We start from the raw sequence: 16919 nt of genomic DNA, 5'->3' as shown, positions 1-16919 counted from the left end.
AACTCTCCAATAAAGAGTTATGAGTTAGCTCATAAGTTAAAACGTTGGCTCATGATCTTCTATAATAGAAGCCATGATCATTTATTGTTTGTTGACGCTTGTTTGTTTAGTTTTCAAAGAGCAATTTTCAATGCCGCTCGTAGGCGACTTAAATAATATATCATGCTGTTATTCTTTCGTCAACATCTTTTTTAAAAAGTTGTTAACTGCTGTTGAACAGCAACGTTTTATCTAATAACAAGTACTGCATATCAGGTCAATAACTTTTAATTAAAAACTTCTTTTTCCAAAGATAATCTTTATATTAGTTTTTCAACCATAACAAAAAACGCCACTTTGCTCCAAGTGGCGTTTTTTCATTATAGAACCCACGTTTGAATTGCAACCAATGCGAACACGCCTGGTATCCCTAACAAACCAGAGACTGCAGCAGTTGCGATGTTGATTGGCACATACACTCCGAAGCTGGTCCCGAATGCATTAAGAAAAAATAAAAAGATGGCTCCGATTAAGATCTTCACAGCCCCTTGTCCGATAAATCGGAGCGGCTTTGTCGGCGCACCTATAACCAGAAGCAGAAAGATCAATCCGCCAAGGATCGATATGACAACTACAGGATCCATACTCTTCCCCCTTACTTCAATGTCTTGTACTAATTTTTATGTACAAGTTATTGAAATAAGACCTTAAAATTCTGTTACTTCTTTTTAATCGTAATTTTCCTGTGCTTTGCTTCTTTAAAAAGAAAGAAGTATTTTGCTTCGGCAATCTTTGCTTCGGTGATAAACTCTTCTGATGGATCGAAGCTTCTTTCAACCAATAGCTTTTGATTATTCCAGTGTGTTTTCATGGTGGTCAGCTGTTCTAATAATTTGTGGTCGAATTCTTTTCTAAGCCATTTCTTTTTACGAAACAACATGACTTTCCTCCAGTTGCGTTTATCAGCATAGGCATGTTTTGTTTTTCAACATTGAGGTTATACTTCCCGACGTCCTTCTAATGCTTTTGAAAGGGTGACCTCATCTGCATATTCAAGGTCTCCGCCGACTGGCAATCCGTGCGCGATCCGGGTGATCTTAATACCTGACGGTTTCAATAACCTTGAGATATACATCGCTGTCGCTTCGCCCTCAATGTTCGGGTTGGTTGCAAGGATGACTTCTTGGACCGTTTCATCCTGGAGCCTTTTTAAAAGGTCAGGTATGTTGATGTCCTCAGGGCCTATCCCATCCATCGGTGAAATCGCCCCGTGAAGTACATGGTACAATCCACTGAACTCCTTCATTTTTTCCATGGCGATTACATCTTTAGGATCCTGGACGACACAGATCAGACTGCGATCACGGCGCTGGTCTTCACAAATATAACAGGGGTCCTGATCGGTAATATGACCGCAAACAGAACAATACGTTAGGTTCCTTTTTGCATTCACCAGGGCTTTTGCGAAATCCAAAACAGTTTCTTCCTTCATGCTTAAGACGAAAAAAGCCAGACGAGCAGCCGTTTTCGGGCCGATACCTGGCAATTTCATAAAGCTGTCAATCAGCTTTGATATTGGTTCAGGATAATGCATTCTGTTATATTCCTCCTAGAACATTCCCCCAGGAAGGTTCATCCCTTTTGTGAATTGTCCCATTGTCTTGTTTGAAAGTTCTTCTGCTTTTTTCAAAGCATCGTTCGTTGCAGCAAGCACAAGGTCCTGAAGCATTTCAACATCATCAGGATCAACGACTTCCGGCTTGATTTGCACATCTACGATTTCCTTATGGCCAGTTACGATGACAGTGACCATCCCGCCGCCAGCTGTACCCTCGATTTTCTCTTCTCCTAATTGAACTTGTGCTTCTTCCATTTTCTTTTGCATTTTTTGCATTTGCTTCATCATATTTTGCATATTACCCATTCCACGCATCATGTTAACGTCCTCCAATACTAGTCTTGTATTTGTATTAAATCTTCACCAAATAATTTCTTAGCCTCGGCAATCAGTGGGTCTTCGGTGGCAGTTTGCCCCTCTGCAGCCCCTTCGCCTCTTTGGCTGATAAAACTTTCCCTTATTTTAAGCCACTGGTCTTCCGGCACACCAATTACCTGCAGCCTTTTGCCTGTGTATTCATACATGGCGCCGCTGACGGTTTCAATGAACCTGGTGTTTTCCATTGCCATCTGACAGTGAATTTCATATTTGAATTTTATCACTACTGCATCATCAGACGCAGCAACTGGCTCAGCTTCATTCAGCAATGCAGCCTGGGAACGCATTTGCTTCGCTGCAAGCATTTCCAATAAATCTCCCCAGCGCCCCTTGATTGTATGAAGATTCGCTTTTGTGGCATTCTTCAACACTTCGTTGATTTTTCCGGCTGGTGCCTGGAAACCTTTACGATTAGTGCGCGGCGCTTTTTTCGCTGCAGCTGCTGGTTCACCTGCAGCAATACCTGGATTTTGCTGGTACTGTGCCAGCTTTTCCTCGAGCTGCTCAATTCTTTTCAACAAAGGTTCTATCTCGACACTGCTTGTTGGCGCTTTATTTTCAAGCTGGCATAACTTGACGATTGCGACCTCAAGGAATATACGCGGATGGTTTGTCCATCGCATTTCTTGCTGCGCTTTATTCAGGACTTCGATCAACTCATAAATTTGTGCCGAATTGATTTTATTGGCCATTTCCTGAAATTCTTCATCAAGCATAACCCGTTCCATAGATTCTTCGAGAGCCGGCGCGGCCTTATAAAGAAGCATGTCACGGTAGAAGAAAATAAGGTCTTCAATGAACCTTGCAGGGTCTTTTCCTTGTAAAAGCAATTCATCCAAAGCTTCCAGACCGGCTGCAGCATTTGTTTCATGAATCGCCCTAGCAAGCTGATTAAGGAAATTTTGCGAAACCGTCCCGGTTACTGTTAAGGCATCCTCAAGAGTTACCCTGTCCTGACTGAATGATATAGCCTGGTCAAGAAGGCTTAAGGCATCCCTCATCCCGCCTTCTGCTGCCCTCGCAATAATCTGCAGGGCCTTTTCATCGCAATCCACTCCGGTTTCCCCAACAATTTGCCTCATCCTGCCAACGATTGCCTGAGCAGTGATCCTTTTAAAATCAAATCGCTGGCATCGTGAAATGATTGTTAACGGAATTTTATGAGGCTCAGTTGTAGCGAGGATAAAAATGACATGCTTCGGAGGCTCCTCAAGAGTTTTGAGCAACGCGTTGAACGCTCCGATGGAAAGCATATGCACTTCGTCGATGATGTATACTTTGTACTTCACGACGTTTGGCGCATATTTTACCTTGTCACGAATATCCCGGATTTCCTCAACGCCATTATTTGAAGCAGCATCGATTTCTATCACATCGGGGATCGATCCATCCGTAATCCCCCGGCACGAATCACATTCATTACAAGGCTCGGTTGTCGGAGCTTTTTCACAGTTAACCGCTTTGGCCAAAATTTTTGCAGCACTCGTCTTTCCCGTCCCCCTCGGGCCGGAAAAAAGATAGGCATGTGATATTTTTTGTTGAAGCAGAGCATTTTGCAGTGTCGTTGTGACGTGTTCCTGCCCGACCACATCAATGAATTGCTGTGGACGCCAGACACGATATAAAGCTTGGTAGGCCAATGACACCGCTCCCTTCGTTATATTATCTTTCCTATTATAACGCAATTTTTTTTACATTTACACTTTTAGAAAAGGAAAGTTTATTAGAAAAGCGCAAGCGCCTTGGTCAGCCCCGACAAGCGCTGGAGGGCTGACCAGTGAAGCCGGACCGAATCGACTCGAGGGGTTAGGCACTGGAGCTGGGCATTTCTCGAAGTTGAAATCATACAAATTTTAATATGATGAAAAACAAAAAACTCATCCCCGTTAAAGAGATGAGTTGAATGTATAATATTTAACTGCCGTGCACCTTCCGTCGACTGAATACCATAAGCGTTACTTAAGCAGTTAGCTCGGCCCAGGCAACCCTGCGGCACATGGGAGCGTCCACTTAATGCTGCTTCCTTCCGGACCTGACATGGTTCATGGATTCCCATTGCGCAGGACCCGGGCGTCAACACCACTTACTTAAGGCAGACCCTACAGTAAAACAGCCTAAGGAAGGGATTCATCCCCGCTAGAGCGGATTGCGGGTACAGGGCACCGCTACCTCCCCGACTAGCACGGCAAAATTGAAACCTTATTTAAGTGTGTCTCAAGGACACATACATAGTATACTAACTCCGGCTGTAAAAATCAATGTTTATTGGCTGTCAATTCCTGTATGCTGTTCCAGCCCTTCTTTCGCCTGTTTCTTTTTCAATTTCTTTTTCTCCCGCAGATTCCTGAAGAAATCGGACAACAGCGCTCCACATTGCTGTTCCAAAATGCCTGTTACCACTTCACTCTGATGGTTAAAGCGCTCGTCCTGCAGGATGTTCATGAACGTTCCTGCACACCCGCCCTTCGGATCCTTTGCTCCATACACTACTTTTTTCACCCGCGACAACATGATCGCTCCCGCGCACATCGGACAAGGTTCAAGTGTTACGTATAGGATCGCATCCTCCAGCCTCCATGTTCCGAGCTTGCGGCAGGCTTCATCAATTGCCAGCACTTCTGCATGGGCAATCGAGCTTTGCCTTGTTTCCCTTAGGTTATGGGCACGAGCTATTATTTTTTCTTCAAGAACAATCACAGCTCCGATCGGAACCTCATCGATTTGGCCAGCTTTTTTCGCCTCTTCGATTGCTTCAAGCATATAAAGTTCATCTGGAGTAAGTTGAGCTTCCATCTTTCCCTCCGGCTAATATAATAGGTGTTTTGTTTCCATATGGTTTAAGATTCTTCCCCCGGTCTAAAAATATAGCAAAGGAGAGGACCTATATGACTAAGACTGCACTTTTAATTATAGACATGATCAACGATTTTAACTTTGATGCAGGGGAATCCCTTGCAAAAAACACAATGAAAATCATTGACCCGATTTTATCGTTGAAAAAAAAGTTTAACGAAAAAGATATGCCTGTTATCTACATTAATGACCATTATAATCTATGGCAGGCTGATTTCGAAAAAATAATGGATTATTGCTCTAATGAAAAAAGCGAGGAAATCATAATCAAGATTGCTCCTGAAAAAAACAAGGACTATTTTTTGATTAAACCTAAGCACTCTGCTTTTTATGGAACAGCGCTGCACACCCTGCTCCAGCAATTACAGGTCGATACTCTTGTCCTTACTGGAATCGCCGGGAATATTTGCGTTCTCTTCACGGCGAACGATGCTTATATGCGCGAATACGACTTGATCATACCAGAAGACTGTATCGCCTCCAATAATGATCAAGACAATATATATGCCCTGACGATGATGAACAATGTCTTGTCTGCAGAAACAAAGCCTTCTGTTGAGCTTGGTTTATAACATACTGCTTTTTCTTCCTTCATACAATGGTTGTAGCGCTAAAATTCCAGGGGGGGAAGAAGATGCAAATACATGTAGTCCAGCCAAACCAGACCTTGACGCAGATTGCCCAAATTTACGGGTCATCTGTTGCCGATATAACAGAAGCAAATGAACTTCCTAATCCAAATAACCTCGTTGTTGGCCAGGCAATGGTCATCCCGATTGTTGGGAGCTTTTACTTTGTCCAGCCCGGTGACAGCCTTTGGTCAATATCGAGACGATTTGGTATTTCCGTTCAGGAACTCGCGAGGATTAACGGAATAACAGTCAACCAGCCGCTGTCAGTTGGCTTCCGGCTTTATATTCCGCCACGCCCAAAGACAAGGGCTGAATTCAACGCATATGTAGAACCGCGAGGAAACACAGTCGCACCAGCACTAGAAACAGCAGCCAGGGATGCCGCACCCTATTTGACGTATCTTGCACCATTCAGTTTCCAGGCACTCCGTGACGGCTCGCTGAAAGAACCGCTATTGAACAATTTCCCTGCCATCGCCCAAGCAAACAACAATACACTGATGATGGTCATTACCAACCAGGAGAATGACCAGTTCAGCGACGAACTTGGACGGATTCTGCTCAATGACATTGCAGTCCAAGATAAGTTTCTAAATAATATCGTTACGACAGCAAAAAAATACGGATTCCGTGATATTCATTTTGATTTTGAATTTTTGCGGCCTGCAGACAGGGAAGCATACAACCGATTCCTAAGAAAAGCACGGGATCGATTCAAGCAGGAAGGCTGGCTGATTTCAACAGCCCTTGCGCCTAAAACAAGCGCAGCACAGACAGGCGCATGGTATACAGCCCATGATTATAAAGCCCATGGCGAGATTGTCGACTTTGTTGTCATCATGACTTACGAATGGGGCTACAGCGGCGGTCCGGCCCAGGCAGTTTCACCTATCGGCCCTGTCCGCCAGGTACTTGAGTATGCGATTACCGAAATTCCGCCAGGAAAGATCATGATGGGCCAGAATCTTTACGGTTATGATTGGACCCTTCCATTTGTGCAAGGATCTATTGCCCGGGCTGTCAGCCCACAACAGGCCATCCAGCTGGCAGCGGAAAACAATGTAGCAATACAGTATAATACAAGGTCACAGGCACCAACATTCAAATATACAGCAGCAGACGGGAAGCAGCATGAAGTCTGGTTTGAAGACGCCCGTTCCATCCAGGCAAAATTCGACTTGATCAAAGAGTTAAAATTAAGAGGAATGAGCTATTGGAAGCTCGGGCTCTCCTTCCCGCAAAATTGGCTGCTGATCCAGGAAAATTTCAACGTAGTCAAAAGGCCTCAAGGATAAGAAGTAAATCCTTATATTCAACTAGGTAATATGTAATCAGCTGAATTTCAAGGAAAAAATAAGCCCAAAAAAATTTTACAGAATTCGATAATATTAGACAGGCGCAGTATTCATGCGGCTGTCTTCTTTTTTTGCTAAAATTGCCTCTGAATATACCGTATCCATTATATGCTGTGGTGTGATAAAATGGATTTTGCGCTATTTATATGACAGAAATGTAAACTAGATACAGTTACAACGGAGAGGGAGGACATGTTGTGGAAGGTACACCTTTTATAACGGTTGAAGGACCAATCGGCATTGGGAAAACATCACTGGCCCGTGCCATTTCTGAGCGATTTCAATTTGCTCTTTTGAAGGAAATTGTCGATGAAAATCCATTTTTGGGGAAATTTTACGATAATATCGAAGAATGGAGCTTCCAGACAGAGATGTTTTTCCTCTGCAATCGATATAAACAGCTTGGAGATATTAATGAACACTATATCAGCAAAAACAAGCCAGTCGTTGCTGATTACCATATAATGAAAAACCTTATTTTTGCACAGCGTACTCTCAATGACCAGGAATACAATAAATACCTAGATATTTATCGAATCCTGACAAAAGATATGCCTAAGCCCAATGTCATCATTTATTTGAATGCAAGCCTTGATACGTTGCTAAAGCGAATCAAGATGCGCGGCCGCGAAGTTGAAAAGAATATCAGCCCTTTATACTTAGAGCAATTATCTCTTGATTATGAGCAGGCTATGCTTCAGTTCGAGCAAGATCATCCGGAAATCCCTGTCCTTCGTTTCAGCGGAGATGACCTCGATTTCGTCAAAAACGAAGCGGACATGCAGCTGATCATTGACCAGTTAAACGCATCATTAAGAAAAAGGAGCGTACAACCATGAATCTAAGAACAAAATATGACATCCCAGCCAATGCGGTCATCACGATTGCCGGTACAGTAGGAGTCGGCAAATCCACCATGACAAATGCCCTGGCGGATGCCCTCAGGTTCCGTACATCCTTTGAAAAGGTGGATACCAACCCTTACCTCGATAAGTTTTATGCGGATTTCGAGCGTTGGAGCTTCCATTTGCAAATCTATTTCCTTGCTGAACGTTTCAAGGAGCAAAAAAGGATTTTTGAATACGGCGGCGGTTTTATCCAGGACCGTTCCATTTATGAAGACACTGGCATTTTTGCGAAAATGCATCACGAAAAAGGCACAATGTCACCAGTGGATTATGAAACATACAAGAGCCTTTTTGACGCGATGGTCATGACTCCATACTTCCCGCATCCTGACCTGTTGATCTATCTGGAAGGATCCATTGACGATATCCTCGAACGCATCAAGTTAAGAGGCCGTCCGATGGAACAGCAAACACCAATTTCATATTGGGAAGAAATGCATGGACGATACGAAAACTGGATTAATAACTTTAACGCTTGCCCTGTCCTGCGTTTGAATATCAACGATTATGACCTATTCAACAACCCGGAATCAATCGAACCCATCGTCGAGAAAATCGCGACTCACATCAGACAAACACAATTATTGAAAAAATAAACCGCCGATCAGGCGGTTTTTTATTGCTCTCTATTGGCATAGAACGCTCATATATCTGCATTCAACGAGTCTATAAGACCAAATTGTGCGGCTAGCCCTCAAAAGGGCACATAAAGTATATTATCAACTCTAATAAGGAAAAAGAGAACATAAAAAAACCCATTACATAGTAATGGGTTTTTCTACACAATCTCCAAATTGTTTTATGCGTTAATGCATTAATTGAAAAATTAATGGAGGAGGTAGAGGGATTCGAACCCCCGCGCGGTGTTACCCGCCTGTCGGTTTTCAAGACCGATCCCTTCAGCCGGACTTGGGTATACCTCCGAGACAAGATATATAATATCATGTATTTTAAACTGAGTCAACACATCTTTTGATTTTTTTCGGGCAAGAATAATTCTTGCCCGAGATCAAGAAAAGCGAAAGGGCCTTAGTCAGCCCTGACAAGCGACTCGAGCTGCTCAAAGCTAACGCTTCTCGCAAGATACTTTAGGATGAAAACTGGCTAGGCGCTGGAGCTAGACAGCAATCTTATTAAAATAGCTTAAGTTATTCCGGATTGATGACTTCACGGTTGCGCATGTATGGACGCAATACTTCTGGAATAATAACACTGCCGTCAGCCTGCTGGTAATTCTCGAGGATTGCTGCAACTGTTCTTCCAATAGCAAGCCCAGAACCGTTCAGTGTATGTACATGCTCTGGCTTAGCCTTTGGCTCGCGGCGGAAACGGATATTGGCTCGGCGTGCCTGGAATCCTTCAAAGTTACTGCAAGAAGAAATCTCTCGGTATGTTCCATAACTCGGAATCCAAACTTCGATATCGTACTTCTTTGCTGCAGTAAAGCCTAGGTCCGCAGAGCACATGCTTAGCACACGATACGGTAGTCCAAGCAGCTGAAGTACTTTTTCAGCATGACCTGTCAGTTTTTCAAGCTCCTCATAAGAATCTTCCGGCCTAACGAACTTTACTAACTCTACTTTGTTGAACTGATGCTGGCGGATCAAGCCACGGGTATCGCGTCCTGCAGAACCTGCTTCAGAACGGAAGCAAGCACTGTATGCAGCATAGCTGATTGGCAGTTCTTCCGCGCTGATGATTTCATCGCGGTGCATATTCGTTACAGGAACTTCAGCAGTCGGAATCAAGAAATAATCCTCGCTCTCAATTCTGAATGCATCCTCTTCGAATTTAGGAAGCTGTCCAGTTCCAGTCATGCTGGCGCGGTTGACCATGTATGGAGGAAGTACTTCCTTGTAGCCATGCTCATCCACATGCAAGTCTAGCATAAAGCTAATCAAGGCGCGTTCCAAGCGTGCTCCCAGCCCTTTGTAAAATACAAAACGGCTTCCGGTAACTTTTCCTGCGCGTTCGAAATCAAGGATTCGCAGATGCTCTGCAACTTCCCAGTGCGGCTTTGCCTCAAATTCGAAATTGCGGATTTCTCCCCAAGTGCGAACCTCAACATTATCATCCTCTGTCTCGCCAATCGGAACACTTTCATGAGGGATGTTCGGGATGCTGAGCATCAGGTTTTCCAATTCTTCCTCAACCTCACGCAATTGATCATCCAATACCTTGATCTTGTCGCCAACTTCGCGCATTTCAGCAATCAGTTGATCAGCATCCTGTTTTTCTCGCTTTAATTGCGCAACCTGTTGTGATACCTCATTTCTCCTGCTCTTTAACTGTTCTGCCTCGAGTATCAGCTCCCTGCGTTTCACATCCAGATCTTCAAACTTGCCGAAATCTGTTAAGTCTTCGCCTCGGTACTGCAGCTTTTGTTTTACGTCTTCAAAATTCGCCCTTAAATACTTTACATCTAACATAGCCAATTCCTCCCTTTTAGTTAAAAAAATAAAAAAACTCCCGTCCCCGGAAAGGGACGAGAGTTAACCCGCGTTGCCACCCTAGTTGAAAGCAAAAAATGCTCTCCACTCATAAAATAACGGTTTCTACCGAAAGTATTTACTGGCCAATACGGCGTTCCATACTCTGCTCGAGGGCGGATTCATTTGTTCCAGACACCGGTTCTCACCAACCACCAGCTCTCTTAAGAATGAAAACAAGTTACTATTCCCTCTCATTGCTTTTAAGTATCAAATTTTAATACATAATTTACTACAATTATGCTCAGCATGCAAGCGGTTTATGCAAAGTTTTTACTTTTAGCCTCTTCAACCATCTTTACAAAATAATTCATCAGTCTGTAATCATCCGTCAATTCGGGATGGAAGGAACATCCTAAAAACTGACCTTCTCTTGCGGCGACAATCCGGCCATTATGCTTTGCCAGCACTTCAACATTCTCACCAGCTTCGACGATATGAGGTGCACGGATGAATACTGCAGAAAACTCATTTGCAATTCCGGCAATATCGATATCCGCTTCAAAGCTTTCACGCTGGCGGCCAAATGAATTTCTTTCTACCTTTACATCCATGACCCCTATATGAGGTGCCTCATAGCCAACTAGATTTTTAGCTAATAGAATGAGGCCCGCACATGTACCGAACATCGGCTTGCCGTCGGCAGCGAACTTTTTCAGCTCTTTCATAAACCCATATTTATCAATTAAGCGGCGGATTGCTGTGCTTTCTCCGCCAGGAATAATAAGGCCGTCCATTTCTTCCAGCTGTTCAGGGCGTTTGATGATAACACCCTCTGCACCGGATGCTTCGATGGCCCATATATGCTCACGTACCGCCCCCTGAAGGCCAAGTACTCCAATTTTCAACATAGCCTATCTCCTTACCAGCCGCGGTCTTGCATGCGGTTTTCAGGATTCAATGTTGAAATTTCAATTCCTTTAAGAGGTGTCCCAAGGTTTTTGGAAATGTTCGCAATCAATTCATAATCCTGATAATGAGTTGTCGCTTCAACAATTGCCTTTGCAAACTTTGCAGGGTTTTCAGATTTAAAAATACCTGATCCCACAAATACTCCATCAGCACCTAACTGCATCATCAATGCAGCATCTGCAGGTGTTGCTACGCCGCCTGCTGCGAAGTTTACGACTGGAAGGCGTCCCAGTTGCTTGATCTCTAAAAGAAGCTCATATGGAGCGCCTAGAAGCTTTGCTTCTGTCATTAACTCATCAAGGTCCATTGCGACAACCTTGCGCACCTGTGCGTTCACCTTGCGGATGTGACGCACAGCCTCAACGATATTTCCTGTACCTGGCTCACCCTTTGTGCGAAGCATAGAAGCACCTTCGCCAATCCTTCTTGCTGCTTCGCCCAGGTCGCGGCATCCGCAAACGAAAGGTACTGTATAATCTCTTTTATTTAAATGGAATTCTTCATCTGCTGGAGTCAAAACTTCACTCTCATCGATATAATCAACGCCCATCGCTTCAAGCACACGCGCTTCTACAATGTGGCCAATCCTTGCTTTTGCCATTACGGGAATTGTGACAGCACCCATTACTTCTTCAACGATACGTGGATCTGCCATTCTTGCTACGCCGCCAGCCGCACGAATATCCGAAGGAACTCGCTCTAGTGCCATTACGGCAACAGCGCCAGCTTCTTCAGCAATCTTTGCCTGCTCTGCATTGACTACGTCCATAATGACGCCGCCCTTTTGCATTTCTGCCATACCACGTTTAACTCGATCAGTACCTGTCTTCATTCTTTTTCCCCCTTATTCCTTTTAAAAGGATATGTATGACTTGCAATAACTGGAAAGTTGACTTTTTCAGTCGGAATAACAGTTATCCATACTGAAAATAACAATAAAAAAGGTTTCCTGTCAATACAGGAAACCAATTTATCATTATAGTTTCGCATACTCCAAAGCAATTGTATGCTAATATATCTTCCGAATTAAAAGAAGCCTTTAACTGTATCTGCCACTCCGCCAAACAGGTCTCCGAAGAAGCCGCCGATACCGCGCATCATCAGCACGAACCAGTTTGCCTTTTCAACGTTTTCCGCTGCAACGACAGGTACCTGAATCTGTTTTTGGCCGTCTTCTGTCAGGAAGCTGATTTTATCATCATTTTTGGACTTAACAGTCATATAGCCGACCTGTTCTCCCTTTTTAATAGGGGCAGTCAATTCGCCATTTTTATTCAGCTTCTTTTTATCCAACACAAGCACCGGCTCATATTGATCCTTTTCGCCGTTTTTCACAGCCATTGTAATTGGATCTTTAGATTGGATTTTAACACTGTCTTCCTTGCCTTTTGTTACAGGAAGAGTTTTCTTTCCTTTAACCTGATAATTCTTTTTTACAAGTTCTTCTTTTGTGAAATTATTGAAAGCATAATCAAGGATTTTGCGAGTTTCTGAAAAACGGCTATCCTTTGAATCTGCCTTCATGACCACAGAAATATATCTTTGGCCATTTTTCATAGCTGTAGCAGTAAAACCATAACCTGCGAAGTCAGTAGACCCAGTCTTCAAACCATCTACACCTTCATATTGGTATATAAGGCCTGGAAGCATCCAGTTAAAGTTTTTATACTCTCTTCCATCCTTGAATTTTAAAGAAGGCTTTTTAGCTGTATCTAACACTTCTGGATAATCATTAAGTAACCGGTAAGCAAGCTTCGCCATTGAACGAGCAGACATAACATTTTCTTCATCTGGATTTCCTGCAGGATGTTTTCCAAGCAAATCTACGTTGTTCAGTCCAGATGAGTTGACGAATTTGTAATCCTTAAGCCCGAGTTCAGCAGCTTTTTTATTCATCTTCTCAACATGGTTCTGTTCCGTTCCGGAAAGAACTTCTGCAAGCGCAACGGTTGCTGCGTTTCCTGAATGGATTGCCATAGCTTCATATAATTCTTGTACTGTATAATCTTCACCTTGAGTAAGACCTACGTTAGAGAGGCCTGGTGCAGCTGATAGTTTGTGGACGTACTCATTGATTTTTACCTTTTGGTCCCACTTAAGCTTTCCCTTATCAACTGCTTCTAGAACCATATACTCCGTCATCATTTTGGACATAGACGCTACGCCCAGGACAACATCAGAGTTTTTCTCGTATAATACTTTTCCAGATTCTGCGTCAATCAGCATGGCTGCTTCTGCGTCGATGCCTAACTGGCCCTCCGCTGCTTTTGCTTCCATTGTAAATCCAGAAAACACGGTTGCGATCGCTAATATGAATGTTGCGAAGAACATTGAAAGCTGTTTTTGATTACGATTCAAGACGACTTTACCTCCAAATTTTATTAAAATAATCTATGAAACTTACATTTTTTTGACCCCTGAAAAATCACACCCGTTAAGTTTAACACAAAAAAAACGAAAAAAATAGACAGAGAATAGTCACTCTGTCTATTGTAAAATCAGGAAAAAACTGACTTGATGCAGGTAAAAAGTCTCTATTATGGGCAAACCCCTCTTGCTATTTATTATTAAGACATAGAATAGTTAGGAGCTTCCTTTGTAATCTGTACATCATGTGGATGGCTTTCTCTCAGCCCCGCTCCAGTCATCCTGACGAACTGGGCATTTTCCCTCATTTCCTCCAGGTTCGCTGTTCCGCAGTAACCCATACCGGATCGGATGCCGCCAACAAGCTGATAGATTGTATCTGCGAGCGGCCCTTTGTAAGGAATTCTTCCTTCAATACCTTCAGGAACAAACTTCTTATTGTCCTCCTGGAAATAACGATCTTTAGAGCCCTTTTCCATCGCTCCGACAGAGCCCATACCACGATATACTTTGAACCTGCGTCCCTGATAGATTTCAGTCTCACCCGGACTTTCAGATACTCCTGCAAGCAGGCTTCCTAGCATGACGGCATGTCCGCCGGCTGCAAGTGCCTTCACGATATCACCAGAGTATTTAATGCCACCATCAGCAATGATCGCTTTTCCGTGCTTGCGAGCTTCTGTCGCGCAAGCATAAACAGCAGTGATTTGTGGAACGCCTACACCGGCAACAATCCTTGTCGTACAAATAGAACCTGGACCGATTCCAACCTTCACGATGTCAGCGCCCGCATCGATCAAATCCTTTGTAGCTTCAGCAGTAGCGACGTTCCCTGCGATGATATTCAAGTCAGGGTAACTGTTACGGATTTGCTTTACCGTTTCAATAACACCCTTTGAATGGCCGTGGGCAGTATCCACCACAATGACATCTACATGTGACTTCACGAGCATCTCAACTCGTTTCATCGTATCGGCAGTGACACCAACGGCAGCTCCGCAAAGCAAACGGCCCTGTGCATCTTTTGATGAGTTCGGGAACTCAATTACCTTTTCAATATCTTTGATTGTTATAAGTCCTTTTAACACGCCTTGGTCATTTACTAAGGGGAGCTTTTCTATTTTATGGCGTTGAAGGATCTTCTCAGCTTCTTCTAAGGTAGTGCCAACAGAAGCAGTGACCAATTCAGTTTTAGTCATGACTTCTTCAATCTTGATTGAATAATCCTGGATAAAACGCATATCGCGGTTCGTGATGATGCCGACAAGCTTCTGCTCATCCACATTATTGACGATTGGCACACCAGAAATGCGATATTTAGCCATAAGGTGCTCAGCATCAAATACCTGGTGACCAGGAGTCAGAAAGAAGGGGTCTGTAATTACTCCGCTCTCTGACCGCTTAACCTTTTCGACTTGTTCAGCCTGCTGCTCGATGGACATATTTTTGTGGATGATGCCAAGTCCGCCTTGTCTTGCAATTGAAATTGCCAATTCAGCCTCTGTCACAGTATCCATGCCAGCACTTATAATTGGGATATTCAAATTTAGACTTTCAGTTAAGCTTACCTTCAGGCTGACATCCTTAGGAAGTACCTCAGATTTAGCAGGTACCAATAGCACATCATCAAAGGTTAATCCTTCTTTCACAAATTTACTTTCCCACATTGTAAATGACCCCCTTTAAGAAAATATTATTTGTAGGTTATCAATTGGTTAAAATACTGTCAAGAAGTCTGTTATTTGTCCGATTTTTCAAATAACTTGGAGGTTTTTCATGTGTCTTTGCCTTATAAAGAATGGAACAGTTATACACTCTTTTTTTCAGCAGAATATTCGCAAGCTTATCTGAAGAAATGCTACCGGAAACTAAATCTCGATCAGCCCGACCTGAAAAGCTTTGAAAACTGTTATCCCTTTATGTATTATCTCGAACACGGGAAACTTTATTATGAACAAGCTGAAAATTCACCACTGGCCATCCAGCCAATCATGCTTTTTTATGGACTTGTCCATTTAATAAAAGCCTGTATCCTGACAGTTGAACCAGATTACCCTGAGACTACTTCCGTTCTTGCTCATGGTGTCTCGACTAGAAAACGGAAGAAGCAGCAATACAGCTTTAGTGAAGATGAGGTGAAATTTCAAAAGAATGGATTGTTTTCTCTCATGGCTGAGAAAATGTTCCACATGAAACAACTGGAAGGCGAAAAAGCAACAATGGGGGATCTACTTGAACAGATTCCAGAGCTGGCTGGCATCTATTCAGAACTGAAGGGAAAGCAAATCTTTGAGGCAGTGACGGAAACTGATTCAGTATATTCTCTCCCTAAATCTATATTGGACCAATTCCATATGACCGAGAATCGCTTTAAGGAATTCTTTCAATCTAAATCGTCAATTCCTATTTCTTTTCTGCAGGAAGAACAGCAGCGAATCAAATTTGCAGCTAATTTAGCAGAGAAAGCCGAACCAACTCCGTTAAAATACAATCTGGAGGAGCACCATTATTCTTTTCCTCTAAATAAAGGTGATATGTTTTTATTCCCTGAACTCCTGTTGCATTATTTACTATTATACAACCTGGGAATGATCGCCCGCTATGAAACAGAATGGTGGAGTGAATTGATTAAAATGATGCCGAATGAAGATTATCCACTGATTCAGACTTTTTTAAAATCAACAGTAAAGAAGGGCCCTTACTTAATTTACCAATACCTGATGAAAAAGTGATAATATCAAGGGTTAACAGCCTGCCTAACTGGCGTCCTGCCCAATTCACTGTTTAGATCCTCATAAATCGGGAATTTCATATAATAGACCAACCAAACCAACGAGGAGTGATTTACATGGATAGAAAAAAACTAATGATGACAACAGTTGCTTTAGGGACTGCATACTTGCTAAGAGACCAAAAATCACGCGAGAAGGTAATGGATCAATTGCAGTCTCTAGGCACAAATAAGAAAAAGAAAAATTAAATACAGAATAACCCCCTGGGACCATGCCAGGGGGTTTTGTATTATTAAAGGCATACTCTGCTTCCGAAAGGATTCTGAAACGTTCGAAAGGGTATCTACAGCCTGCATAACTATGGATAAAAGAGTAAGCTTGTACATATAAAGCCGGAACCTCAATCTTGAATCTCTTTCACAGTGCTTAAAACCGGTTAAATCCAGTATAGAACCAGTAAAATAATATTGATAAATCCAATTTCATTCCTTATAGCAGGGTGCCGCTTTCCTATTCAAAATTATAGAAAACACAAAAAAAAGAACAGCCATTGCAGCTGTTCTTTCGTGTGCCCGGCGGCGTCCTACTCTCACAGGGGGAAACCCCCAACTACCATCGGCGCTGAGAAGCTTAACTTCCGTGTTCGGTATGGGAACGGGTGTGACCTTCTCGCCATCGCCACCAGACTATTTGGTT

Annotated in this window: 17 protein-coding genes, 1 tRNA gene, 1 rRNA gene, 1 other RNA gene and 1 other annotated feature; of the genes, 6 read left to right on the top strand and 14 right to left on the bottom strand. The window is 43.1% G+C overall.

The features are described 5' to 3' along the window. Positions 1-359: 359 nt before the first annotated feature. From M3204_RS23200 to tadA, 7 genes are all read right to left on the bottom strand, one after another. A complete protein-coding gene (locus tag M3204_RS23200) occupies positions 360-623 on the bottom strand; it encodes a pro-sigmaK processing inhibitor BofA family protein (RefSeq protein WP_251488878.1) in 264 nt (87 codons plus the stop codon). Positions 624-697: 74 nt separating this feature from the next. Next, entirely contained in the window at positions 698-919 is a 222-nt protein-coding gene (locus M3204_RS23195; protein WP_251488875.1) for a YaaL family protein, read from the bottom strand. 57 nt (positions 920-976) lie between these two features. Then, positions 977-1573, bottom strand: a complete 597-nt coding sequence (recR, locus tag M3204_RS23190) for a recombination mediator RecR (RefSeq protein ID WP_251488871.1) — start codon at positions 1571-1573, stop codon at positions 977-979. A gap of 15 nt (positions 1574-1588) precedes the next feature. Next, the gene (locus tag M3204_RS23185; RefSeq protein WP_170169213.1) at positions 1589-1915 is read right to left on the bottom strand and encodes a YbaB/EbfC family nucleoid-associated protein; all 327 of its coding nucleotides are present in this window, start codon (positions 1913-1915) and stop codon (positions 1589-1591) included. A gap of 17 nt (positions 1916-1932) precedes the next feature. Continuing rightward, the gene (gene dnaX / locus M3204_RS23180) at positions 1933-3615 is read right to left on the bottom strand and encodes a DNA polymerase III subunit gamma/tau (protein ID WP_251488868.1); all 1683 of its coding nucleotides are present in this window, start codon (positions 3613-3615) and stop codon (positions 1933-1935) included. Between the two features lie 281 nt (positions 3616-3896). Beyond that, positions 3897-4161, bottom strand: an RNA gene (gene ffs / locus M3204_RS23175) — signal recognition particle sRNA large type. Between the two features lie 76 nt (positions 4162-4237). Continuing rightward, on the bottom strand, positions 4238-4768 hold the full coding sequence (tadA, locus tag M3204_RS23170; RefSeq protein WP_251488865.1) for a tRNA adenosine(34) deaminase TadA: 531 nt from the start codon (positions 4766-4768) through the stop codon (positions 4238-4240). A 92-nt stretch (positions 4769-4860) separates the two neighbouring features. Here tadA and M3204_RS23165 point away from each other — a divergent pair, with 92 nt between their 5' ends. The 4 genes from M3204_RS23165 (at position 4861) to M3204_RS23150 (ending at position 8319) form a co-directional block, all read left to right on the top strand. Continuing rightward, complete coding sequence (locus tag M3204_RS23165) at positions 4861-5400, top strand: isochorismatase family cysteine hydrolase (protein WP_251488862.1); 540 nt, start codon at positions 4861-4863, stop codon at positions 5398-5400. A gap of 62 nt (positions 5401-5462) precedes the next feature. Continuing rightward, the gene (locus M3204_RS23160) at positions 5463-6755 is read left to right on the top strand and encodes a LysM peptidoglycan-binding domain-containing protein (protein WP_251488859.1); all 1293 of its coding nucleotides are present in this window, start codon (positions 5463-5465) and stop codon (positions 6753-6755) included. Positions 6756-7012: 257 nt separating this feature from the next. Further along, positions 7013-7654: a deoxynucleoside kinase gene (locus M3204_RS23155; protein ID WP_251488856.1), complete on the top strand. Its 642-nt coding sequence runs from the start codon at positions 7013-7015 to the stop codon at positions 7652-7654. After that, on the top strand, positions 7651-8319 hold the full coding sequence (locus M3204_RS23150; RefSeq protein WP_251488853.1) for a deoxynucleoside kinase: 669 nt from the start codon (positions 7651-7653) through the stop codon (positions 8317-8319). The genes M3204_RS23155 and M3204_RS23150 overlap by 4 nt, the downstream gene beginning before the upstream one ends. A 234-nt stretch (positions 8320-8553) precedes the next feature. On the opposite strand, the gene M3204_RS23145 is transcribed toward M3204_RS23150, so the two are convergent. The 6 genes from M3204_RS23145 to guaB form a co-directional block, all read right to left on the bottom strand. Then, a tRNA-Ser gene (locus tag M3204_RS23145) sits at positions 8554-8646 on the bottom strand. Between the two features lie 225 nt (positions 8647-8871). Continuing rightward, a complete protein-coding gene (serS, locus tag M3204_RS23140; protein ID WP_251488850.1) occupies positions 8872-10152 on the bottom strand; it encodes a serine--tRNA ligase in 1281 nt (426 codons plus the stop codon). A 49-nt stretch (positions 10153-10201) separates the two neighbouring features. After that, positions 10202-10419 (bottom strand) — a binding site (T-box leader). A gap of 53 nt (positions 10420-10472) precedes the next feature. Continuing rightward, positions 10473-11063, bottom strand: a complete 591-nt coding sequence (gene pdxT / locus M3204_RS23135) for a pyridoxal 5'-phosphate synthase glutaminase subunit PdxT (RefSeq protein WP_251488847.1) — start codon at positions 11061-11063, stop codon at positions 10473-10475. Between the two features lie 11 nt (positions 11064-11074). Further along, positions 11075-11956, bottom strand: coding sequence for a pyridoxal 5'-phosphate synthase lyase subunit PdxS (pdxS, locus tag M3204_RS23130; protein ID WP_207503278.1), 882 nt, complete (start codon positions 11954-11956; stop codon positions 11075-11077). 194 nt (positions 11957-12150) lie between these two features. After that, positions 12151-13455 (bottom strand): serine hydrolase, encoded by a 1305-nt coding sequence (locus M3204_RS23125; protein ID WP_251488881.1) that lies wholly within the window; start codon positions 13453-13455, stop codon positions 12151-12153. Between the two features lie 236 nt (positions 13456-13691). Then, complete coding sequence (gene guaB / locus M3204_RS23120; protein WP_251488844.1) at positions 13692-15158, bottom strand: IMP dehydrogenase; 1467 nt, start codon at positions 15156-15158, stop codon at positions 13692-13694. A 111-nt stretch (positions 15159-15269) separates the two neighbouring features. Between guaB and M3204_RS23115 the strand changes: the two genes are divergently transcribed. Next, positions 15270-16223 carry a YaaC family protein gene (locus M3204_RS23115; protein ID WP_251488840.1) on the top strand — a complete coding sequence of 318 codons (954 nt, stop codon included), beginning with the start codon at positions 15270-15272 and terminating at the stop codon, positions 16221-16223. A 116-nt stretch (positions 16224-16339) separates the two neighbouring features. After that, a complete protein-coding gene (locus tag M3204_RS23810) occupies positions 16340-16471 on the top strand; it encodes a hypothetical protein (RefSeq protein ID WP_285857142.1) in 132 nt (43 codons plus the stop codon). 322 nt (positions 16472-16793) lie between these two features. Here M3204_RS23810 and rrf read toward each other — a convergent pair. Beyond that, a 5S ribosomal RNA gene (gene rrf, locus M3204_RS23110) occupies positions 16794-16909 on the bottom strand. Positions 16910-16919: the final 10 nt, after the last annotated feature.

The sequence above is a fragment of the Mesobacillus subterraneus genome, assembly GCF_023715485.1.
Classification (GTDB): Bacteria; Bacillota; Bacilli; order Bacillales; family Cytobacillaceae; genus Mesobacillus; species Mesobacillus subterraneus_B.
The sequence above is the reverse complement of the archived record's forward strand: the minus strand, read 5'-3'. Positions and strand labels throughout refer to the sequence as shown.